The 21651-nt window shown below is 67.6% G+C and carries 22 protein-coding genes; 12 read left to right on the top strand and 10 right to left on the bottom strand.

Annotated features, from left to right (window positions below; genetic code table 11):
* The first annotated feature begins 98 nt into the window (after positions 1-98).
* The 8 genes from FDA38_RS05310 to FDA38_RS05275 are packed head-to-tail and all read left to right on the top strand — an operon-like array spanning position 99 to position 8413.
* Positions 99-1418 (top strand): ABC transporter substrate-binding protein, encoded by a 1320-nt coding sequence (locus tag FDA38_RS05310; RefSeq protein WP_137252925.1) that lies wholly within the window; start codon positions 99-101, stop codon positions 1416-1418.
* Positions 1418-2293: a carbohydrate ABC transporter permease gene (locus tag FDA38_RS05305; RefSeq protein WP_137252924.1), complete on the top strand. Its 876-nt coding sequence runs from the start codon at positions 1418-1420 to the stop codon at positions 2291-2293. Before FDA38_RS05310 ends, FDA38_RS05305 begins: the two co-directional genes overlap by 1 nt.
* A 4-nt stretch (positions 2294-2297) precedes the next feature.
* Complete coding sequence (locus FDA38_RS05300; protein ID WP_137252923.1) at positions 2298-3086, top strand: carbohydrate ABC transporter permease; 789 nt, start codon at positions 2298-2300, stop codon at positions 3084-3086.
* Between the two features lie 17 nt (positions 3087-3103).
* A complete protein-coding gene (locus tag FDA38_RS05295) occupies positions 3104-4237 on the top strand; it encodes a glycoside hydrolase family 99-like domain-containing protein (RefSeq protein ID WP_170989587.1) in 1134 nt (377 codons plus the stop codon).
* 11 nt (positions 4238-4248) lie between these two features.
* Positions 4249-5259 carry a LacI family DNA-binding transcriptional regulator gene (locus FDA38_RS05290; protein WP_170989586.1) on the top strand — a complete coding sequence of 337 codons (1011 nt, stop codon included), beginning with the start codon at positions 4249-4251 and terminating at the stop codon, positions 5257-5259.
* 10 nt (positions 5260-5269) lie between these two features.
* Positions 5270-6115 carry an NAD(P)-dependent oxidoreductase gene (locus FDA38_RS05285; protein WP_137252920.1) on the top strand — a complete coding sequence of 282 codons (846 nt, stop codon included), beginning with the start codon at positions 5270-5272 and terminating at the stop codon, positions 6113-6115.
* A gap of 43 nt (positions 6116-6158) precedes the next feature.
* Entirely contained in the window at positions 6159-8201 is a 2043-nt protein-coding gene (locus tag FDA38_RS05280) for a catalase (RefSeq protein WP_137252919.1), read from the top strand.
* A complete protein-coding gene (locus FDA38_RS05275; RefSeq protein WP_137252918.1) occupies positions 8201-8413 on the top strand; it encodes a hypothetical protein in 213 nt (70 codons plus the stop codon). The genes FDA38_RS05280 and FDA38_RS05275 overlap by 1 nt, the downstream gene beginning before the upstream one ends.
* Before the next feature lie 11 nt (positions 8414-8424).
* On the opposite strand, the gene FDA38_RS05270 is transcribed toward FDA38_RS05275, so the two are convergent.
* From FDA38_RS05270 to FDA38_RS05250, 5 genes are all read right to left on the bottom strand, one after another.
* A complete protein-coding gene (locus FDA38_RS05270; RefSeq protein ID WP_137252917.1) occupies positions 8425-8598 on the bottom strand; it encodes a CsbD family protein in 174 nt (57 codons plus the stop codon).
* Positions 8599-8676: 78 nt separating this feature from the next.
* Positions 8677-9408 (bottom strand): GAF and ANTAR domain-containing protein, encoded by a 732-nt coding sequence (locus FDA38_RS05265; protein WP_137252916.1) that lies wholly within the window; start codon positions 9406-9408, stop codon positions 8677-8679.
* A gap of 48 nt (positions 9409-9456) precedes the next feature.
* Positions 9457-10188: a GAF and ANTAR domain-containing protein gene (locus FDA38_RS05260; RefSeq protein WP_137252915.1), complete on the bottom strand. Its 732-nt coding sequence runs from the start codon at positions 10186-10188 to the stop codon at positions 9457-9459.
* 130 nt (positions 10189-10318) lie between these two features.
* Complete coding sequence (locus FDA38_RS05255; RefSeq protein WP_137252914.1) at positions 10319-11011, bottom strand: GAF and ANTAR domain-containing protein; 693 nt, start codon at positions 11009-11011, stop codon at positions 10319-10321.
* A gap of 119 nt (positions 11012-11130) precedes the next feature.
* Complete coding sequence (locus tag FDA38_RS05250; protein WP_137252913.1) at positions 11131-12072, bottom strand: acyl-CoA desaturase; 942 nt, start codon at positions 12070-12072, stop codon at positions 11131-11133.
* 89 nt (positions 12073-12161) lie between these two features.
* Here FDA38_RS05250 and FDA38_RS05245 point away from each other — a divergent pair, with 89 nt between their 5' ends.
* Positions 12162-13088 (top strand): aldo/keto reductase, encoded by a 927-nt coding sequence (locus FDA38_RS05245; RefSeq protein WP_137252912.1) that lies wholly within the window; start codon positions 12162-12164, stop codon positions 13086-13088.
* Here the strand turns inward: FDA38_RS05245 and FDA38_RS05240 are convergent.
* Together FDA38_RS05240 and FDA38_RS05235 are read right to left on the bottom strand one after the other, a co-directional pair.
* On the bottom strand, positions 13085-14176 hold the full coding sequence (locus FDA38_RS05240; protein ID WP_170989585.1) for a PQQ-binding-like beta-propeller repeat protein: 1092 nt from the start codon (positions 14174-14176) through the stop codon (positions 13085-13087). The two genes, FDA38_RS05245 and FDA38_RS05240, sit on opposite strands and share 4 nt — an antisense overlap.
* A 577-nt stretch (positions 14177-14753) precedes the next feature.
* On the bottom strand, positions 14754-15917 hold the full coding sequence (locus FDA38_RS05235) for an acyl-CoA dehydrogenase family protein (protein WP_137252910.1): 1164 nt from the start codon (positions 15915-15917) through the stop codon (positions 14754-14756).
* A gap of 135 nt (positions 15918-16052) precedes the next feature.
* Here FDA38_RS05235 and FDA38_RS05230 point away from each other — a divergent pair, with 135 nt between their 5' ends.
* Positions 16053-17390, top strand: coding sequence for a UDP-glucose dehydrogenase family protein (locus FDA38_RS05230; RefSeq protein ID WP_170989584.1), 1338 nt, complete (start codon positions 16053-16055; stop codon positions 17388-17390).
* A gap of 3 nt (positions 17391-17393) precedes the next feature.
* On the opposite strand, the gene FDA38_RS05225 is transcribed toward FDA38_RS05230, so the two are convergent.
* The 3 genes from FDA38_RS05225 to FDA38_RS05215 form a co-directional block, all read right to left on the bottom strand.
* On the bottom strand, positions 17394-18614 hold the full coding sequence (locus FDA38_RS05225) for an MFS transporter (RefSeq protein ID WP_137252909.1): 1221 nt from the start codon (positions 18612-18614) through the stop codon (positions 17394-17396).
* Positions 18615-18689: 75 nt separating this feature from the next.
* Entirely contained in the window at positions 18690-19190 is a 501-nt protein-coding gene (gene purE, locus FDA38_RS05220; RefSeq protein WP_137252908.1) for a 5-(carboxyamino)imidazole ribonucleotide mutase, read from the bottom strand.
* An 8-nt stretch (positions 19191-19198) separates the two neighbouring features.
* Entirely contained in the window at positions 19199-20392 is a 1194-nt protein-coding gene (locus FDA38_RS05215; protein ID WP_137252907.1) for a 5-(carboxyamino)imidazole ribonucleotide synthase, read from the bottom strand.
* 123 nt (positions 20393-20515) lie between these two features.
* Here FDA38_RS05215 and FDA38_RS05210 point away from each other — a divergent pair, with 123 nt between their 5' ends.
* Both FDA38_RS05210 and FDA38_RS05205 read left to right on the top strand, forming a co-directional pair.
* The gene (locus tag FDA38_RS05210; RefSeq protein WP_137252906.1) at positions 20516-21073 is read left to right on the top strand and encodes a GtrA family protein; all 558 of its coding nucleotides are present in this window, start codon (positions 20516-20518) and stop codon (positions 21071-21073) included.
* 12 nt (positions 21074-21085) lie between these two features.
* On the top strand, positions 21086-21649 hold the full coding sequence (locus FDA38_RS05205) for a hypothetical protein (RefSeq protein ID WP_137252905.1): 564 nt from the start codon (positions 21086-21088) through the stop codon (positions 21647-21649).
* Positions 21650-21651 lie beyond the last annotated feature (2 nt).

The following is a 21651-nucleotide window of genomic DNA, read 5'->3' as shown; positions in this document are numbered from 1 at the left end:
GATTCATTAATTGGCCGCATCCGGTCGACCTCTGGACAGTGAAATCACGCCTGGCTACGATCACAGGCGATTGAAACATTTCACTCAAGGAGCTCGAGATGTATCGCTCAGGAACGAGGAGGGCCACCGTTCTGACGGTCATCGCCCTCGCCGCGGCCGGTCTTGCCGCCTGCGGCTCAGGGTCGAAGGAGCAGGCCCAGAGCGGTCCGGTGTCGCTGACCTGGTGGGGCTGGAACGCCTTCAACAGCACCCAGGCGATCAAGGACTTCCAAGCCGCGAACCCGCAGGTCAAGGTCACTTACAAGCAGTACGCCTACAACGACTACGTCACCGCGCTCCGGCCGGGGCTGTCCTCCGACAAGGGCCCGGACGTGTTCCAGGTCCAGCCCGGCGACCTGACCACGAACTTCGGTCCGCTGGCGGTCCCGGTCGAGGACCGTGCTGCCAAGGACCTCGGCAAGGACTGGGCGAGCAAGTTCAACCCCGAGGGGCTCAGCCAGCTGCAGCTGGACAAGAAGCAGGTTGCGCTCCCGGCGTACATGTCGGCGGCCGGTCTCATCTACTACAACAAGAAGATCCTCGACCAGTACGGCCTCGGCGTACCGGCCGACTTCGAGCAGTGGAAGAAGGTCTGCGCGACACTCAAGACCCACAACGTGAAGTGCCTCGCGCACGGCGCGAAGGACGCGTGGGTCAACACCGACGTGTACCTGTCGCTGATCAACAGCATCGCGCCCGGCAAGGTGTACGACGCGATCCAGGGCAAGACGTCGTGGACGGACCAGGAGTTCGTGCAGGCCATGAGCGCCTGGAAGGACCTGTTCACCAGCGGGATCATCCCGGCCGGCGCGACCGCGGCCACGGAGTACCCCGATGCGCAGACCACGTTCCTGTCGGACCAGGCGGCGTTCATTGCCCTGGGCACCTGGAACACGCCGGCGACGATGACGAAGACCGGACAGGTCGACGCGCAGAAGACCGTGACGAAGAAGATCGACGGTCTGTTCCTGTCCGCTCCGTTCCCCGCGCCGGTCACCGGCGGCCAACCGACGAAGCTGTTCGGCGGCCCGGACAACGGGTTCGCGGTGTCGGCGAAGTCGTCGAAGCAGGACGCCGCGTTCAAGTTCCTCGAGTTCCTGACCGCTGGTGACGGCCAGAAGATCCAGGCGGCGGGCGGAAACATCCCGGCGGTCACCTCGGTGAAGGTGGCGACCACCGACGTCATCAACCCGGCACAGGTCGCGGACATCGAAGGCCAGCAGCAGTCGCTGACCGAGCTGATCGGCGCGCGGCAGATCCCGTACAGCGACCTGACCACGGCCCTCGGCGACGCCTTGTCGGCGGTGGCAGCGGGTACGTCGTCCCCGGAGGACGCACTCAAGAAGGTCGAGTCCGCGTCGAAAGCGGTGAGCCGCTAGTGCGGGGTCACCGCCCGCTGGCGCTGTCGGACTACCTGTGGGCGCTGCCCGCGCTGATCCTCGTCGTCGGCGTGATCCACGCGGGCATCGCAGCCAACGCGTTCTACTCGCTGTTCGACTGGTCCGGTGTGGGTTCACCGACCGACTTCGTGGGTGGCGCCAACTATTCGAAGCTCCTGCAGGATCCGATCTTCTGGCAGGCGTTGCGCAACACGCTCGTCTTCGCGGTGGCCACGGTCGCGATCCAGCTGACCCTCGGCCTCGCGCTGGCGATCCTGGTGCGTACGAAGACACGGCTGCGCGGCCTGCTCCGGACGCTCGTCTTCGTCCCGGTCGTCCTCGCGCCGGCGGTCGTCGCCACGTCGTACCGCATCCTGCTCACGCCGGACGGCGGGTTCAACCACCTGCTGCAGAGCCTCGGGTTGCACGGCTTCGACCAGCCGTGGCTGGCCGATCCGAAGACGGCGTTCGGCACGATCATCCTGATCAACGTCTGGCAGTACACCGGCTACAGCTTCTTGATCTACGACGCCGCGATCGGGCAGATCGATCGCGGCTTGTTCGAGGCCGCGCGCATCGACGGCGCGACGACCTGGCAGCTGAACACGACGGTCGTCGCGCCGATGCTGCGCGGGTCTCACCTCGTCCTGATCGTGCTCGGCTTCATCAGCTCGCTGAAGATGTTCGATCTCGTCTTCCTCACCACCGGCGGCGGTCCGGGTACGACGACGCAGGTGCTGACCGGCTACATCTACAAGCAGGTGATCGCGCAGTTCCACGCCGGGTACGGCGCCGCACTGTCGATCGTGCTCGTGCTGATCGCGCTCGTCTTCTCGATCCTGCAGGTTCGCCTCTCGACCAGCGAAAGCCAGTAGCGACATGTTCCAGTTCCAGAGACTGCCGGGGCGAGTGCTCAGCCAGCTCCTCGTGCTGATCGCGCTCGTGGTGCTCGTCATCCCGCTCGTGCTCATCGTCAAGGAATCCCTGGGCGGCGAGGGATTCACCAACTACACGGTCGTCCTGTCGTCGACACCGTTCCTGCGATTCTTCGCGAACAGCCTGATCGTCTCGGTGTCGACCGTCCTGCTCGTCATGTTCCTCGGACTCAGCGCGTCGTACGGTTTCGCCGTACTGCGGCCGCGTGGTTCGAGGGTCGGCGCCGTCGTCATCCTGACCGGCCTCGCGCTGCCTGCGATCGCGCTCGTTGTTCCGTTGTACTACGTCGTCCAGGCGATCGGGCTGCTCGATACCTACTGGTCGGTGATCATCCCGTTGACGGTGATCTCGATCCCGTTCGGGGTGCTTGTCAGCAGCAACTACATTCGCGGGCTGCCGCCCGAGCTCTACGAGGCCGGGCGTCTCGACGGCGCGAATTCGTGGCAGTTCTTCTGGCAGATCCTGGTGCCGATCTGCCGGCCGATCCTGTCCGTCGTCGCGATCTTCACGTTCCTCGCCGCCTGGAACGAGTATCTGCTGCCGTTGCTGTTCATCCAGTCGACCGATCTGCAGCTGCTGACCCAGGTGCCGACGTACTTCCAGAGCGAGCGGCTGGTCGACACCCCGAAGATCTTCGCCGCGAACATTCTGATCTCGCTGCCCGTCGTGGTGGTTTTCATCGTCCTGCAGAAGACCTTCCGTACCGGCATCTCCGCCGGTGCGGTCAAATGAATCAAGGAGCCTCATTGATGGACCGACCGAAGATCCTCGCGTACTACTTCCCGGATTGGCATACCGATCCGCGGAACGCGAAGTGGTTCGGCCAGGACTGGGACGAGTGGAAACTCCTCGAGGCCGCGAAGCCGCGCTTCGACGGGCACCGGCAACCACGCATTCCGCTTGACGGGCGCTTCGACGAGGCGACCCCGGCCGCGGCGGAACATCAGATCCGTCTTGCCAAGGAGTACGGCGTCGACGGCTTTCTCGTCGACTACTACTGGTACGACGACGGTCCGTATCTGCAGGGTGCCCTCGACGACGGTCTGCTCGCCGCGCGGAACAGCGACGACATCAAGTTCGCGCTGATGTGGGCGAACCATGAACTGGTCAACATCTTCCCGCACGACGATCCGGCCAACGAATCGCCGCAGCGGCTCAAGAACGGCGCGATCGATCGCGCCGCCTTCGAGAAGCTGGCCCGCCACGTCATCGACACGTACTTCGCACGCCCGAACTACCTCACCATCGACGGCCGGCCCTGGTTGACGATCTACGAGCTGGGCAACCTCATCGTCGGCCTCGGCGGCGTCGCGGAGACGGCGGACGCGCTGCAGTGGTTCGACGAGCAGACGCGTCAGGCGGGCTTCGAGGGGCTCCATCTGGATGCGGTCATCTGGGGCGTCGGCGTACTGCCCGCGGCGATCACGCTCGACGATCCGGCCGAGCTGGTGCGGAAGCTCGGTTTCCGGTCCGCGACGTCGTACGTATGGGTGCATCACGCCGATCTCGGTAAGTTCGAGTTCCCGCAGGCGGAGGTCGGCCCGTTGCGGGCGGCAGCGTTCGCGGAGTACGAGCGGTACGCCGCGGAGCTCGACGTACCGTTCTATCCGAATGTGACTGTCGGGTGGGACGCGTCGCCGCGGACCGCTCAGGATCGGGAGTTCATCCGCGGACGGTACCCGTGGACTACGACGTTCGATCCGTCGCCCGAGGAGTTCAAGGAGGGGCTGCTACTGGCCAAGTCGTTCCTCGAACGGCATGGTCAACCGCATCCGATCATCACCGTGAACGCGTGGAACGAGTGGACGGAGGGCTCGGCACTGCTCCCCGACAGCCACAATGGCTACGGGTTCCTCGAGATGATCCGGGCTGTATTCGGCTAGGTGGAGATGAATTGGCGAAGAACGTCACGATCAAGGACGTCGCCGCGCTCGCGGGCGTGTCGATCGGCACGGTGTCGAACTACATCAACGGCACCAAGACGGTGGCCGAGGCGACCCGCGAGCGGATCGACCGCGCGATCGAGGAGACCCGGTTCGTCCCCAACCGCGCCGTACGCACGCTGCGGGGGAACCGCACGCACACGCTCGGGCTGCTCGTGCCGGACGCCGCGAACCCTTATTTCACCGAGATCGCCCGCGGGGTCGAGGACGTGGCACGCAGCCGCGGCTTCGTACTCGTGTACTGCGACACCGCGGGCGATCCGGTCCGTCAGGGCGTGTACGTGCGCAACCTCGCCGAGATGCGGGCCGGCGGGCTGATCATCGCGTCGGCGACCGCGGAGCCGCCGGACCTGGGCGATCTCGAGTCCATCGGCACGCCGATCGTCGTACTCGGGCACGAGGGGATGGCGCTGACATCGTCCGCGGTGATCGTCGATCAGCATCGCGGCGGGTTCCTGGCGATGAAGCACCTGCTCGACCTGGGTCACCGGCGGGTGCTGTTCGCCGGCGGTCCGGGCGGCGATCTCGTCCTGAAGGCGCGGTACGAGGGCGCGATGCTCGCGATCGAGGCGGCCGGCGAGGACCCTGCTTTGCTGCAGCGCGCCGACGCGGGCGGCCGGACGATCCGTGAACGCAGCGAGCTGGCCGACCTCATCACCGCGATGCAACCACGACCGACGGCGGTTCTCTGCGGCAACGACATGATCGCGATCGCGATCGTCAACAAGCTGATCCGGGACGGCTGGTCGGTTCCGGGCGACATCGCGGTCGTCGGGTACGACGACATCGGCGAGGCGCAGCTGGCCGTCGTACCGCTGACCACGATCCGGCAGCCGGCGCACGACATCGGCGAATCCGCCGCTCGGCTCCTGTTCGAGACCGCCGACGACCCGTCGCGCCCGCACCGGCAGGTGACCTTCACACCGGAGCTCGTGGTTCGCGCGTCCACAATCCCCCGCTGACAATGGCGTCATGGTTGAGATTGCGCTTGCCGGTGCGGGCCGGATCGGGCTGCCGGTTGCCCGGCATCTCGTCGCCGCCGGTCACTCGGTCCGGGTTCACGACGTACGTGCCGAAGTCGAGCAGCTGGTCACGGGCTTCGGGGCGACCTGGGGCGAGCCGTTGCCGGAGACCGCTGTCCTCGTCACGGTCCTACCCGGGAGTCCGGAGCTGCGGTCGGCGATTCCCGGACTGCTCGAACGCCTCCGCCCAGGAACGATCTGGCTCGACCTGACCAGCGCGTCCCCGGCCCTCGGAGCAGAGCTGGCTGCGGCTGCGAGCCGCTATGGCATCGACTACCTCGAGACTCCCGTGGGCGGCGGTCCGGACGCGGCCGAAGCAGGTGGGCTCACTCTGTATGCCGGCGGCGAATCAGCGACCCTCGACCGGGTCGAGCCGATCCTGCGCACGTTCGCCCGGCAGGTGCACTACACCGGTCCACACGGCAGCGGGTACCTGACCAAGCTGCTGGTCAACCTCCTGTGGTTCAACCAGGTCGTCGCCGTCGGTGAGGTCCTGATGCTCGCCCGGAGCGGTGGTCTGGACCCCGCGCGCCTGAGAGAGCTGCTGCTGAACGGTCCGGCCGCGTCGGCCTTCATCGAGGACGTCGTACCCCGGCTGCTCACCGGTGACCAGCTCGCGACCTTCGGCCTGGATCGGATCGTCGAGGAACTCGAGTCCCTCGAAGACTTCGCCGGACAGCACGAGGTTCCCGCCGCCATGACCTCGCTGGTGACCAGCATCCACCGCGACGCCCTCGCCCACTTCGGTCCCGTCGACGGCGAACTCCTCGCGATCGCCCACCTGGAGCAGGCGTAGCCGCGGGTACCGGGGGTGGACCGCATCTTTCTTGAGGAGTCTCATGCCCCCGAAACGCAAAGCACAACAGCCGGACGAGCGTCCGGTCGACGCGGCGGAGGGCAAGCTTCAGACCAGTTCGCTGCTGACCACCGCGCAGGGCGTGCGACTCGCTGACACCGACCATTCATTGAAGGCCGGTCCGCGCGGGCCGAGTCTGATGGACGACTTCCATCTGCGCGAGAAGATCACGCACTTCGACCATGAGCGGATTCCGGAGCGGGTCGTTCACGCACGCGGCGCGGCTGCTCACGGAACGTTCACGGCGTACGGGAATGCCGGCTCCGTCACCAGGGCGGGATTCCTGCAGCGCGGCCGGGAGACGCCGGTGTTCGTCCGGTTCTCCACCGTGCTCGGCTCCCGCGGCTCGGCCGACACCGTCCGCGACGTCCGTGGGTTCGCGACGAAGTTCTACACCGACGAGGGGAACTTCGACCTCGTCGGCAACAACATGCCGGTGTTCTTCATCCAGGACGGGATCAAGTTCCCCGACATCATCCACGCCGGCAAGCCGCACCCGGACCGCGAGATCCCGCAGGCGCAGACCGCGCACGACACCTTCTGGGACTTCGTCTCGCTGCACACCGAGGCGACCCACCACGTCATGTGGGCGATGTCCGACCGCGGCATTCCGCGCTCATTCCGCACGATGGAAGGCTTCGGCGTCCACACGTTCCGGCTGGTGAACGCCAAGGACGAGACCTGTCTGGTCAAGTTCCACTGGAAACCGGTCGCCGGGATCCACTCGCTGGTCTGGGAAGAAGCTCAGATCGCGGCCGGCGCCGATCCCGACTTCCATCGGCGGGACCTTGCCGACGGCATCGATGCCGGCGTACCGCTGGAGTTCGAGCTGGGGCTGCAGATCATGCCCGACTCCGACGACCAGACCTTCGAGGGGATCGATCTGCTCGACCCGACCAAGATCGTTCCCGAGGAGCTGTGCGAGGTCCAGTTGGTCGGGAAGCTCAGCCTGGATCGCAATCCGACGAACTACTTCGCCGAGACCGAGCAGGTCGCGTTCCACACCGGGAACCTGGTGCCCGGGATCGAGGTCACCGACGATCCGCTGATGCAGGCCCGGCTGTTCTCGTACCTCGACACGCAGCTGACCCGTCTGGGCGGCCCGAACTTCACCCAGTTGCCGATCAACTGCCCGCACGCCGGGGTGAACGACAACCTCCGCGACGGGATGCACCAGACCGCAGTACATCGCGGCATTGCGCCGTACCTGCCGAACAGCCTCGGCCAGGAAGGCGAGCCGGTGCCCGCCGACGAGGGCGCTTTCGTGCATGTCCCGCGTGAGGTCAGCGGTCCGAAGGTCCGGGCGAATCCGGCGTCGTTCGCCGACCACTTCTCCCAGGCCGCGCTGTTCTGGGCGAGCATGACGGCGATCGAACAGGCCCACATCGTCGAGGCTTTCACCTTCGAGCTCAGCAAATGCTACGAACAGCCGATCCGCGAACGGATGCTCGGCGTACTCGCGAACGTCGCAACAGATCTGTGTACGGCGGTCGCGGCCGGACTCGGAATGCCCGCGCCCAGCGGAACTCCCGTGGTCGACCCGACGCCCTCCCCCGCGCTGTCCCAGCTCGTCGACACGCCTGGGCCGATCGCCGGCCGCGTGATCGGAGTTGTTGCGGCCGACGGCGCCGACCTCGCCGGTATCAACAAGCTGCGCCGAGCCGTCGAGGCCAAGGGCGCCGTACTGCGACTCCTCGCGCCGTCCGGCGGGACCATCAAGCGCGCCCGCACGACCCAGCCCGTCGAGCGCACGTTCCTCACCACCCGATCGATCGAGTACGACGCCGTGGTCGTTGCCGCCGGCAACCCGACGTTGACCGACGGGAGGCTGACCGTCCTGCTCGGCGAACTCTTCCGGCACTGCAAGGTGATCGCCGCGTGGGGTGACGGCGTCGACGTACTCACAGCTGCCGGTATCGACACGACCGCACCCGGCATCGTCCTCGGCGACACGGTCGCCAAGCCCTACACGAGCGAACTCATCGCCGCCGTGGGCCTGCACCGGGCCTGGAACCGGTCCGTCTGATGAACACCTTCGACGACTACCGGCTGGACCACCTGCAGCTGCCGGCGCACGTGGATCTGTGGATCCACGGTCGCTGGCAGCCGGGTTGGCTCATCGCCTGCGAGAACCACCCGTCCGGCTGGCGTGGCCTGGTCCAGCATCAGGACCGGGATCACACCGAGACCACCGAATGGATGGCCGCCGAACAGATAGCCCCACGTTCGACCCCCTGAGGGGCCTGGCGTCAGTCCTTGAAGGCGTCCTTGACCTTCTCGCCGGCCTGCTTCAGGTTGGCCTTCGTCTGGTCCGCCTTGCCTTCGGCTTCCAGGTCGCGATCGTCGGTCGCGTCGCCGGCCTTCTCCTTGAGCTTGCCCTTGGCCTCTTCGGCCGCGTTCTGGAGTTTGTCGTCCGTACCCATTGCCATCTCCTCTTCCGTCCCGGTATTTCATCCCCCGGTGCCCCCGCCGGACCACTCCATGCGGGTGCGGACCCGAGGTCAGGACTTCTTTGTGGGTTGGAGATCGGCGGGCAGGATCGCGCCTGTGGTGACGTCCGTTGCGACCGAGCTCAGCCGCAAGTGGTTCTGGCGCGCGTAGTCACGCATCAGGGCGTAGGCGACGTCGAGCGGGATGTCTGCTCGTGCCGCCAGGACACCCTTCGCCTGTTCGATCCCGATCCGGCTGTTCAGCGCGCCCTGCAGCTGTTCGGCCAGGACCTCGCTGGAGCGGATCGCGCGCTCCTGCAGCAGCGCGACCGTGGCGATGTCACACAGGGCCTGCCCCAGGTCGAGGTCTTCCTCGCTCAACGTCGACCGCCGCTCACAGAACAGGTTGATCGCACCGATCGTCTGTCCACGCAGCCGCAACGGCAGCGCGTGGGTCGACCGGTAGCCGGCCGCCGTGGCCGCGGCGTAGAAACTGGGCCAGCGCTGACCGACCTCGTCGAGATCGACGTTCGCGACCTGCTGCCCGCTGGTGTAGCAGTCCAGACACGGGCCCTCGTCGTTCTGCAGGACGAACAGTTCGAGCAGCCGGGCTTCCTCGGTGGTCGATGCCATCACGTGCAGCAGGCCGCGCTGGTCAGCCAGGATCAGCCCGGCCGCGTCGGCCTGGAGCAGCTCGACGCTGCGATCGCAGAGCAAATGGAGAAGGTCGATGACATCGAAGTCGTCGACGAGACTGTCGGCGAGTTCGACGAAGACTCGCCCAAGGCGTTGCTCCCTGGTCATGACCTGGTTCCTTTCCGCGCCGGTGGTCCGATCTCCGGATCGCCGTGCCTATTCATCATGATCGTCCTCGGGGTAAAAGGTGAGTCGCCGGTTCAGAACGTCGTTCGCGACCTCGAGCAACGGGCGCTCCGCGGCGTAGGCGCGGGCGCGCAGAAGCAGCAGGGCCTCGGTCAGTCCGATCGCGGCCTGGACCGAGATCATCCCGGTGGCCTGATGGATCTCGCGATGCCCGTCGGCGGCGACGGCGAGGAGCGGGTGCAGCTCGCCGATCGGCGCGCTGTGTTGCAGGTCGAGCAGGATCGTCGTCGCGGCGGCAGCGAAATCGAGCGCCTCGGCGAGCTGCAAAGGCTCCAGCGATCCCGTGATCGTGCGGTACAGGTCGAGCACTCCCAACCGGATCGCGCCCACCTGCAGCGGGAACGCGAACACAGCGGCGATGCCGGCATTGGTCGCCGACGAGGTGAATCCCGGCCAGCGCGAAGTACCGCCGCTGCTGAGATCCGGCTGGAGCACCGGTCTGCCCGCGCGCGACGCGTCCAGGCACGGACCTTCTCCGAGAGTGAGTTGCAGGTTCTCCAGCTCCGCGGAGGGACCGTCGGTCGCGGCCAACAGGCCGGCGTGACCGGCCGGCGTCATCAAGGCAACGCTCGCGCCGTCGACCTTCACCGCCGCCAGCGTCGCGGCGACCAATCGCTGCATCACCTGCGCGGCCGTGCTCGCCCTGCCGGGCGGATCGGTCAGGACCTCGAGCAGAATCTGGCGCACACGCGGTGATGCCACGGATCAGCTCACCTCGGACGTCGCCGCGCGCCTTGGGCCGCTCGACCGGGCGATCCCGGTCATGACGTCGCTGCTCCCACTCTGCCCATCGAAGCGTCCCCTGTCCACCGGGCTCACCGCAGCCTCCTGCTCAGCCGGGCAGCCCGGCTGAGCGCTGCGACCATCGCACGGCGGGGCGGTGCGCCGACACCACGTCCGCCGCAACGGCCCGCAGCTTGACGTTGTGGTCCTGCGACTGACGCCGTAACAGCACCATGGCGGCATCGGGCCCGATGTCGAACCGCTCCATCAAGATGCCCACCGCCTGCCCGATCGCGGTATGGGCATCGATCGCTCGGACCAGGGTGTCAGCCGTTGTCACCGTGCTGATCGCGACCGCGATGTGCGTGGCCAGTGCACCGGCAAGAGCCTGGTCCGACGGACGGAACGCGTCGCGCTCGCAGGCGTAGACGTCGAGTACTCCGATGTCGTGATTCCGGGCCCGGATGACGCTGCTCATCACGCTGTGAAGACCCAGCTCGGTCGCAACCTCCGCATCGGTGTCACCGACCATCACCGGCTGGGAACGAACTGTCGCCATGCCCTCGCCGGGCTCGTACCGGATGTACTCCGCCCTGGCCGCCCGCGAGTCCGAACCGGTGACCCGCCATCGCTCCACGCCATGACCCGGCCACAGCACGATGGCGGCGCAGTCGCAGGTGATGGCGACGGACACGAACCTCAGCGTCTGCTCCAGCAGCGTGTCGAGATCCGGAGCCATGTAGAGATCACCGGTGAGCATGGCCAGCGCGGCTGCGGACCGGTCCGCGTCAGGGGCGCTCATGGCGCCGGCCGTAGAACACTCATGACAACACCCCGGATCTCAGCGACGATCACTGCCGCGGTGTCTGGGGCAGCCTGACCCGACCAGTCAGGTCCTTACAGCGTACGCCGGTTTGTCCGTCAGACGAGGGCTGTGCGCTTCTTCTTCAACCGTTCCTTGTCGGGCCACTTCACGTCGTACGCCCAGCCGAACCGTTCGAAGCGTTTGATCAGCCAGGCGTTGATGTCGACCTGTCCGCGGAGGACTCCGTGGCGTGCGCACGTCGGATCGGCGTGGTGGAGGTTGTGCCAGGACTCGCCCTGGCTCAGTACGGCGAGCCACCACACGTTCCCGGACCGGTCGCGGGCGGCGAACGGCTTGCGTCCGGTGACGTGACAGATGGAGTTGATCGAGAACGTCACGTGGTGCATCAGCGCGATCCGGACCAGCGTGCCCCAGAAGAATCCGGTCGCGGCACCGTGCCACGACCTGTCCCACAGTCCACCGATCAGCGCGGGCGCCAGCAGAGACAGCACCGCCAGCTGACGGAACATGCCCGAGATCGACGCCATGTCGCGGTCGTTCAGGAGGTCCGGGGCGTAGCGCTTCGGGTCGGCGCGCTCCTCTCCCCACAGGACCCATCCGACGTGCGCGAAGACGAACCCTTTGGTCACCGCCCAAGCACTGGTGCCGTAGCGCCACGGCGAATGCGGGTCGCCGTCCCGGTCGGCGTACTTGTGGTGCTTGCGGTGGTCGGCCACCCAGCGGATGACGGGACCCTCGAGTGCCATGCTGCCGGCGATCGCCAGGGCGATCTTCAGGCCGCGCTTGCTCTTGAACGCGCTGTGCGTGAACAGGCGGTGGTAGCCAACGCCGATGCCGGTGGTGGTGAGTACGTAGAACACGACCAGCAGTACGACGTCCCGCCAGCTGATCCAGCCGCCCCAGGCGAAGTAGATCGCCGGCAGCAGCGCCAGCGTGGGCACCACGATGAATACCCAGATGAGCCCGCGCTCGAGCCTGCCACCGGCGGGCTGGAACTCGTCCTGGGGCGAAGCGACGGGGTCTGCAGTTGTGGTCACGGCCGCTCCTCAAGACAGAATCCCCGATTGCCTTGTCAAGTGCCCAGGAATCGCCTGGCTTACTCGCCATGGTGATAGAACCACCTGTCATGGAGACCGTTGAGTTGACCAAAGCCGGGATGTCCGTGTCACGGGTTGTGCTGGGGCTGATGCGGATCAAGAACCTCAGCGACGGCGAGATCCGGGAGCTGGTCGGTACGGCGCGCGACGCCGGCGTCACGATGTTCGACCACGCCGACATCTACGGCGGTTCGCACGGCTGCGAGCAGCGGTACGGCGACGCGCAGCCGGTCCCCGCCTCCGAACGGGACCAGGTGGTGATCCAGTCCAAGGTCGGGATCCGGCCCGGGTACTTCGACTTTTCCCGTGAGCACATCGTCTCGAGCGTCGAGCAGTCGCTGGCCGCGCTCCGGACCGACCACCTCGACGTACTGCTGCTGCACCGCCCGGACACCCTGATGGAGCCCGACGAGGTCGCCGCGGCCTTCGACGAACTGCACTCCGCCGGCAAGGTCGCGGCGTTCGGCGTCTCGAACCACACGCCCGGCCAGATCGAGCTCCTCGCCAGGTCCGTCCGCCAGCCGCTGGTCGCCAACCAGATGCAGTTCAGCCTCGCGAACGCCGCCCTGGTCGCGCAGGGTCTGGCCGCGAACATCATGGGCCTAGACCAGTCCGTCGACCGCGACCTGGGCGTCCTCGACTACAGCCGCCTGAACGACATGACGATCCAGACCTGGGGCTCCGTCCAGAAGCCACCGCCCGGCGGTGTCTTCCTCGGCGACCGCGAGAACTACGGCCCGCTGAACGAGGCGCTGGACGACCTGGCCGGCAAGTACTCCGTGACTCCCGATGCAATCGCCATCGCCTGGATCGCGCGGCACCCCGCCAACATGCAGATCGTCATCGGCACGACCAATCCTCGTCGCGTCATCGAATCTGCGGCCGGCGCGGCCATCCGTCTCAGCCGCGAGGAGTGGTACCACCTCTACACGGCCGCGGGCCACACGCTTCCCTAGGACGGCTTGATGCGCTGAACCTCGACGTACCCGTTCTTGCCGACGACCAGCCACTTCTCGGAGACGTCGGCAAGAACGACGCCGGGCTGGGTAGCGGACCGGGGCTGTCCGGTGCGGTCCACCGCGATGGTCCCGGCGAGGTCGTCGTGCTCGGTGCTCTCCTGCGTCGTCTTGTACGTGCCCCAGATGTACGGTCCGGCGCCGTGGAGGGCGTGAAACTCAAGACCCTTCGGCCGCTTCTTCCCCTTTGTCGGCGAGCCCTTCGGCAGGGTCTGGGTGACGAAGCCATTCGGCCCCTTGGCCCACCAGGCGACACCGCTGTCCCACACGAGCATCGGCGGCTCGGACCCCACCAGCCCCGGCGGAGCGTCAGCCTCGAAGTCGAGCTGGTCGCCGGTCGACAGGCGCACTATGTCGGTGACCCTTCGATCCTTGGTACTCAGCACGGTGTGATCGGCGACAGTCGCGACGTGCTGATACGGCCCGTCGATCGAATGCTCGCCGGTCCACCGCGGCGTACCCGTTTGCGCGTCCCGCACCTCCGGCCGCCAGCCACCGTCCGTCTTCCTCGCGACGACGACCGACTCCCCGTCCCCCGCCAGCCCGATCACCCCGGCTCCACGCCACAACTCGCGCCCGGTCCGCGCGTCGAGCGCGATCGTCGTCGCCCGATCCGGCCACTGCGGACCGTACGGCGCACTCACAGTCGCCAGCACGACGCAACCAGCAACGGCCGTGACCATCGTGCGCTCGGCGGATGCGTCGGCAACGGCACGGAAGCCCCAAACGGGTCGACCATCGCGTACATCGACACCGACGATGCCGCTGCTCGTCCTGGCGTTGCGGTCAGCAACAAAACTGATCGGCAGGATGTCGCCGGCGCAACCGACGGTCGGCTCCTGGATCACATCAGGCGACTCATAAACCCCTCGCCCAACAACACAAAGCCAAACGTCCCCGAGCCCAGGCACCGACAGCTGCTTGGTGTCATCGATCCCCCAGACCTGGCTCCCGTCGGCCGCCTTCAGACAAGCAACCCGAACCTTCTCCACCCCGGTCCCGTCAAACAACACCACCAAGTCCCCCACCAACCGCACCCGCCCCGGCAACCCCTCAACCCGAGTCCGCACAGGCACCCGCCAGGCAGTTTCAAGCTTCAACTCCGGCGCCACATCCCGCGCAGTCTTCCCACACCCAACCAACAAAGGCGCCCCCACAACCGCCCCCAACAAAACCCGCCGCCGCACAACCACGCGGCGACGTTAGCAACCCCAAAGTCCACCGGCCGGGGGCAGCGCGTTGCACGGTTGGCGGCTAACTCGCCCGCAGCACCGCCGACAGACCGCTCGCCGCAGACACCCCCACCAGGGGGAGGTTGCCGTCACCTTCCGGAGCCGCCGCCTGGGGGCGCGTAGCACCGCGAGGGCTGACCGCAGCCAGCTCACAAGCACGAACCCGCCGCACCACGGGGCAGTCACACGCGCGGCAGCGCGCACGGGTCCGGGCGATAGCCCGCAAGTCCGGCGAAAGCCGGAAGGTCCCGGCGGCAGCCGGAAGCCCCGGCGATAGCCGGAAGGGATGCTCCGGGCGATAAGCCCCGGGGGTGGGTGGGTGCGGCGCGTAGCACGGCGACGGACGAGTCGCGCGTAGCCCCGCGGGGGTGGTTTAGCCCAGACCCTTCAGGAGTTGGCGGGCCATGACGATGCGTTGGACCTGGTTGGTGCCTTCGTAGATTTGGGTGATTTTGGCGTCTCGCATCATGCGTTCTACCGGGTAGTCGTGGGTGTAGCCGTAGCCGCCGAGGAGTTGTACTGCGTCGGTGGTGACGGCCATGGCGACGTCGGAGGCGAAGCACTTGGCGGCGGCGCCGAAGTATGTGAGGTCGCTGTCGCCGCGCTCCGAGCGTGCGGCTGCGGCGTACGTCAACTGGCGGGCCGCCTCGATCTTCATCCCCATGTCGGCGAGCATGAACTGCAAGCCCTGGAACTCCGCGATCGCCTTCCCGAACTGCTTGCGCTCCTTCACGTACCCGAGCGCATAGTCCAGCGCCCCCTGCGCGATCCCGAGCGCCTGCGCCGCGATCGTCACCCGCGTGTGGTCCAGCGTCGCCATCGCCGTCGAGAACCCGGTCCCCGGCTCCCCGATCATCCGCGACGCCGGGATGCGCACGTTGTCGAAGTACACCTCGCGCGTCGGCGAGCCCTTGATCCCGAGCTTCTTCTCCGGCGCGCCGAAAGACACGCCCTCGTCCGCCTTCTCGACCACGAACGCCGAGATCCCGCGCGACCGCGCGTCCGGGTCCGTCACCGCGAAGACTGTGTAGAAGTCCGACACCCCGGCGTTGGTGATCCACCGCTTCACGCCGTTCAACACATAACCGTCGCCGTCAGCAACAGCCCGCGTCTTCATCGACGCGGCATCCGAGCCGGCCTCAGGCTCCGACAAGCAGTACGAGAACATCGCGTCCCCCGCGGCCACCGGCGGCAGGTACCGCTCCTTGACCTCGGCGGACGCGGACAGCAGCAGCGGCAGCGAGCCGAGCTTGTTCACGGCCGGGATCAGCGAGGTCGAGGCGCAGGCCCGCGCGACCTCCTCGATCACGATCACCGTCGCGAGCGCGTCCGCGCCGGCACCGCCGTACTGCTCCGGGATGTGCGGCGCGTGGAAGTCCGAGGCCTTCAGCGCGTCGTACGACGCCTTGGGGAACTCGGCCAGCTCGTCCACGTCCCCGGCGTGCGGGGCGACCTTGGCATCGCAGACGTCCCGGACGGCGTCCCGGATCGCCTGGTGCTCCTCGGACAGCGCGTACAGCTCGAATGAGTTACTCACGAGTCACACAGTACGACGAACAATCCGCGAAAGGAGGGCGTCGTACGCCGAAAGTGATCAAGTCCGCACGCCATGGAAGACCGGCAGACATGAGCCGGTCACCCGCTGATAACCACGATGGGTAGAGTCCCCGACATGAGTGAAGCGACCTCCCGCCCCCTGCGGATCGCCGTGATCGGCACCAATTACCTCGGCGCGAACACCGCCGCCGGGATGGCCGAGTTCGGTTTCGACGTCATCGGGGTCGAGATCGACGAACACCGGCTGAAGCTGCTAAACGACGGCAAGGCGCCGCTGTACGAGCCCGGGCTGGACCCGCTGCTGAAGAAGCACGTGGACTCCGGCCGGCTGCGGTTCACCAAGGACTACCGCGAGATCGCGGACTGGGCCGATGTGCACTTCATCTGCGTCGGCACGCCGCAGCTCGAGGGCAGCGAGGCGGCCGATCTGGCCCAGGTGCACTCGGTCGTCACCATGCTCGCCCCGCTGCTGACCAAGCCGGCCCTGATCGTCGGCCGCTCCACGGTCCCGGTCGGTACGTCGAAGATCGTCGAGGCCCGCTTCCACGCCGAAGCCCCGGCCGGTACGGCGGTCGAGATCGCCTGGCAGCCCGAGTTCCTCCGCGAGGCGCACGGCGTCGACGACACGCTGCACCCGGACCGGCTGGTGTTCGGCGTACAGACCGACGCCGCCGAGACCCGCCTGCGCGAGGTGTTCGCGACCCCGATCAGCGAAGGTACGCCGGTGGTCGTGTGCAACCTCCCGACCGCGGAGCTGGTGAAGGGCGGCGCGAACGCCTTCCTGGCCACGAAGATCTCGTTCATCAACGCGCTCGCCGAGATGGCCGACGCGACCGGCGCGGACGTGACGCTGCTCGCCGACGCGCTCGGGTACGACAAGCGGATCGGCCGCGGCATGCTGAACGCCGGCCCCGGGTACGGCGGGGGCTGCCTGCCGAAGGACCTGCGCGCGTTCATGCACCGGGCCGGCGAGCTCGGCGTCGAAGAGGTGATCACGTTCCTGCGTGAGGTCGACGACATCAACCAGCGCCGCCGCGCCGGGATCGTTGACATCACCCACGAGATGCTCGGCGGCGAGTGGGTCGGCAAGAACGTCACCGTCCTCGGCGCCGCATTCAAGGCCGGTACTGACGACGTCCGCGACTCGCCCGCGCTCGACGTGGCCGGCCGGATCCAGCTGCACGGCGCGAACGTCACCGTCTTCGACCCGGAGGCGATGGAGAACGCCCGCCGCGTCCGCCCGACGCTGCGCTACGCCCCCACCGCGGTCGAGGCCTGCCGCGACGCCCACGCCGTACTGCACCTCACCGAGTGGCCGGAGTTCCGCGAACTCGACCCGGCCGCACTGCGAGGCCTCGTCGCCCACCCGGTCGTCATCGACGCCCGCCTCAACCTGAACGCCGAGGCCTGGCGCGCCGCAGGCTGGACGTACCGCGCACCGGGCAAGCCGTAGCGGCTACGCGACCCGCGCGTTGCGGAGGACCGGCCGGCTGAGCGCGACCAAGCCGATCAGCGCGATCGCAACGCCGATTCCGAGGCAGACCCCGGTGATCTGGATGCTCTGGACATCGGCCAGGCTGCCGAGGACCGGGTTCATCACAACGAGCGCGAGGCTCTGGCAGAGCACGATGACCGACTGCAGCCGCGACTGATACTCGCGCTCGACCGAGTTCATCAGCAGCGGCAGCACGTGTCCGGTGAAGGTGCCGACACCGACGCCGCTGAGTACGGCGGACGCGATGGTCAGCGGCAGCGGAGTCACCTGCGAGAGGCCGATGAACCCGACCGCGGCGACCAGCAGGCCGAGCATCGCCACCATCCCCGGCCGCTGGAACGCGCCACGCATCAGGATCCGGATCGACACGACGCCGACACCGATGCTCCGGGTCGCGATCAGGAGGGCCGCCGTCTTCGCGTCCCAATGGTGATGGCGGGCGAGCAGCGGCAGGAGCAGCGCATCCATCGGCATCAGCAGACCGGCGGCGACCGTCATCGTGATCAGCAGCGCCCGGGTGAGCGGCCGGCCGAACGCCGCGCGAACACCGTCGACGATCGATCGGAACATGGTGGTCGTCCTCGACCCGTGCGGGGCCGTGGTGCCGCGCAGCAGGTACAGCACCACGATCATCACGCCGAAAGTGATCGCATCGAAGGCGGCCGCCGCAGACAGACCAGCCCAGTTGACCAGCACGCCGCCGACCGCCGTACCGGAGACAGCGAAGACGACTCCCGTCACCTGGAAGCTCGCCAGCGCCCGCGGCACCTGCTCCGGCGGCACGAGCAGACGCGGCATCGAGCGGGACGAGGGCAGGAAGAACGCGTCGATGACTCCGACCACCAATGCCAGGATCACCAGCAACCAGACGGGCTCCCCCACGGCGCGCGTCGTGGGGACCAGGGCCGCGGTCACCAGGAACATCGCGGTGCAGCTGACCAGCAGCACGCGGGGCGCGCCGTACCGGTCGCCGATGGCGCCGCCGATCAGGAGCAGGACGGCCCGCGGAGCAGCAGCGAGGAGCAGGATCAGCCCTGCAACGCTGCCGCCGTGGCGGGTGGCGGACCAGCCGATGGCGAATGCCATCGTCAGGTCGCCGAGGAGAGACACGGCGGCGCCGAACAACCAGACCCAGAAACGGCCTGGTATGCGCTGCGTGTCCGAATCAGTGGGCGGAGTCACGATCGACGACCTTAGACGACAACCAATGGGATCTCACGACTACCCGCCCCCATCCTGTGGAAACCAGCGACTGCCTCAGCCTTTACGCAACTCTGCTGCCCCGTCACGCACAGTGCTGCCCTTCCCCCGTGCCACGTCCGCCAGCGATTCCTGGAACGCCAGCATCTTGTCCCGCAACTTCTCGTCGCTCGCGGCCAGGATCCGGACCGCGAGCAGCCCCGCATTCCGAGCGTTCCCGATTGACACCGTTGCAACCGGGACACCGGCCGGCATCTGCACGATCGAGAGCAGCGAGTCCATTCCGTCGAGGTATTTCAGCGGAACCGGTACGCCGATCACCGGCAACGGTGTCACCGACGCGAGCATGCCGGGCAGGTGCGCGGCCCCGCCGGCGCCGGCGATCAGCACCTTGAGGCCCCGCTCGTGCGCTGACCGTCCGTAGTCGATCATCTCCGTCGGCATCCGGTGCGCCGACACGACGTCTGCCTCAAAAGGCACATCGAACTCCACGCACACCTCGGCCGCCGCCTTCATCGTCGGCCAGTCCGAATCCGACCCCATCACAATCCCGATCATGCGCTTCCCTACTCGTCGATGGTGCCGGTCAGGTACGCGGCCGCGTGCCGCGCGCGGGAGCGCGTCTCTTCGAGGTCGTCGCCGTACGCCGTGACATGGCCGATCTTGCGGCCCGGCTTCACCGACTTCCCGTAGAAGTGGACCTTCAGCCCCGGATCGCGCGCCATGCAGTGCAGCAGTCCGCGGTGCATGTCCTCGACGTCGCCGCCGAGCACGTTGACCATCACGGTGTATGGCGCTCGCGCGGCGGGCGAGCCGAGCGGCAGATCGAGTACTGCGCGCAGGTGGTTCTCGAACTGGGACGTGACCGCGCCGTCGATCGACCAGTGCCCGGTGTTGTGCGGGCGCATCGCCAGCTCGTTGACCAGCAGCCGCCCGTCGCGGGCCTCGAACATCTCCACCGCGAGTACGCCGACCACGCCGAGCTCACCGGCGATCCGCAGCGCGGTCTGCTGCGCCTGCGCGGCCTTCTCCGGCGCCAGGCCGGGCGCGGGCGCGGTGACCTCCACGCAGATGCCGTCCTTCTGCACCGACTCGACGATCGGGTACGCAACTGCCTGCCCGTGCGGCGACCGCGCGACGATCGCGGACAGCTCGCGGACGAAATCCACCTTCTCCTCGGCCAGGATCGGTACGCCGCTGCCGAACGCCGTCGCGATCTGCGGGTCGTCCGGCCCGTCGACGAACCAGACGCCCTTGCCGTCGTACCCGCCGCGGGTGGTCTTGAGGATGATCGGGAACCCGCCGACCCGCTTGGCGAAGTCCTCGACCTCGGCCGGTGTCGCGACCACCTGGTGCGCCGGCGACGGGGCGTCGAAGGTGTCGAGCCGGGCGCGCATCACGGCCTTGTCCTGGGCGTGCACAAGCGCATTCGGGCCGGGGTGGACCTTCAGGCCGTCCGCCTCGAGGGTGTGCAGGATCTCGGTGGGCACGTGCTCGTGGTCGAACGTGACCACGTCGCACTCGGCGGCGAACCGCCGTACCGTCTCGAGGTCCTTGTAGTCGCCGACCGGCGCGTCCGCGACCGCCTGCGCGGCGGACACCGTGGGGCCTTCGGCGAGCACGCGGAGCTGGATGCCGAGGGCGACTGCGGTTTCCTGCGTCATCCGGGCCAACTGGCCGCCTCCGACCATGCCGACCACCGGGGTGCCGACGGGGAGGTCTTTGCGATCGAACTTCACAGACCGGAGCCTAATGTCCATACAACATCGGCCGGTCGGCGGCCACCGCGGCACGCTGGCGATTTCGGGCTCGGACCGGTCGCCGGGTACCGTGGGAGGCTGACCCTCCCGTCGCTGTTCGATCACAGAAGGTTCCGAAGACCGTTGAAGCTCGTCACCACGCTGTACCGCCAGTTCCAGCATCTGGTGCACGAAGTGGCCAAGTTCGGTCTGGTCGGTCTGCTCGGTCTGGTCGTCGACCTGCCGATCTACAACTGGCTCGTGTTCAGCAACCCGCTGGTGCTCGCCGACTCCGGCGAGGGCATGCTGCACCACAAGCCGCTGACCGCGAAGCTGATCTCGACCACGGTCGCGACGGTCGTGACGTACTTCGGCAACCGGTACTGGACGTGGCGGCACCGCGAGCGCAGCGGTCTGCACCGTGAGTACGTGCTGTTCTTCGTGCTGAACGGGATCGGTCTGCTGATCGCGGCCGGCTGTCTGGCCTTCTCGCGGTACGTGCTGGACCTGCACACCTGGCTGTCCGACAACATCGCCGCGAACTTCATCGGCCTCGGGCTCGGCACGCTGTTCCGCTTCTGGTCGTACCGGAAGTTCGTCTTCAAGGAAGAGATCGAGCTCGACGAGGCCGAGCACACCCCGGCCCCCGACTCGCCGGCCGCCCTCGACGACTCGACCGGAGATCTGCCGGCTGTCCGCTGACCCGGCACCTCGATGACTCCTCCTTCACCACCCCGGCAGAAGCTGCATCCGGCAGTTGTCGTCAGCATCGTTCTGGCCGTGTTGCTGGTGGGTGTTGCCGGCGCCGGGATCGCGGCCGTCGCCATCGTGCGGTCCGACGCCAACACGCAGTTGAAGCGCGCCGACGACCTGCAGCGCAAGCTCGACGCCGCCGGGCCGGGCGAGCAGGTACGCACGGAGGTCCTGGCGGCCGCGCGGGCACATGTCGGCGTTCTCTTCAGCTACGACTACCGCAAGCTCGACGACTACGCGGCGGCGACCCAGAAGGTCACCACGGAGAAGTTCGGCGCCGAGTTCGCGAAGACCGTGGCTGCAATCCGTCCGCAACAGTTGAGCCAGCAGGCCGTCGCCAAGGCCGAGGTCACGGACGCCGCGGTCAAGGACGCGACCGCCACCACGGCTCACGTCCTCCTGTTCGTCGACACCACGACCACGACGAAGGGTGCGTCGACCCCGAGCGTGCAGCGCACCCGGGTCCAACTCACCCTTCAGTCGGTCTCCGGCCAGTGGCTCGTCGACAACGTCGAGGCTGTCTGAGG

The organism is Kribbella jiaozuonensis (assembly GCF_005233875.1).
Taxonomy (GTDB): Bacteria; Actinomycetota; Actinomycetes; order Propionibacteriales; family Kribbellaceae; genus Kribbella; species Kribbella jiaozuonensis.
The sequence above is the reverse complement of the archived record's forward strand: the minus strand, read 5'-3'. Positions and strand labels throughout refer to the sequence as shown.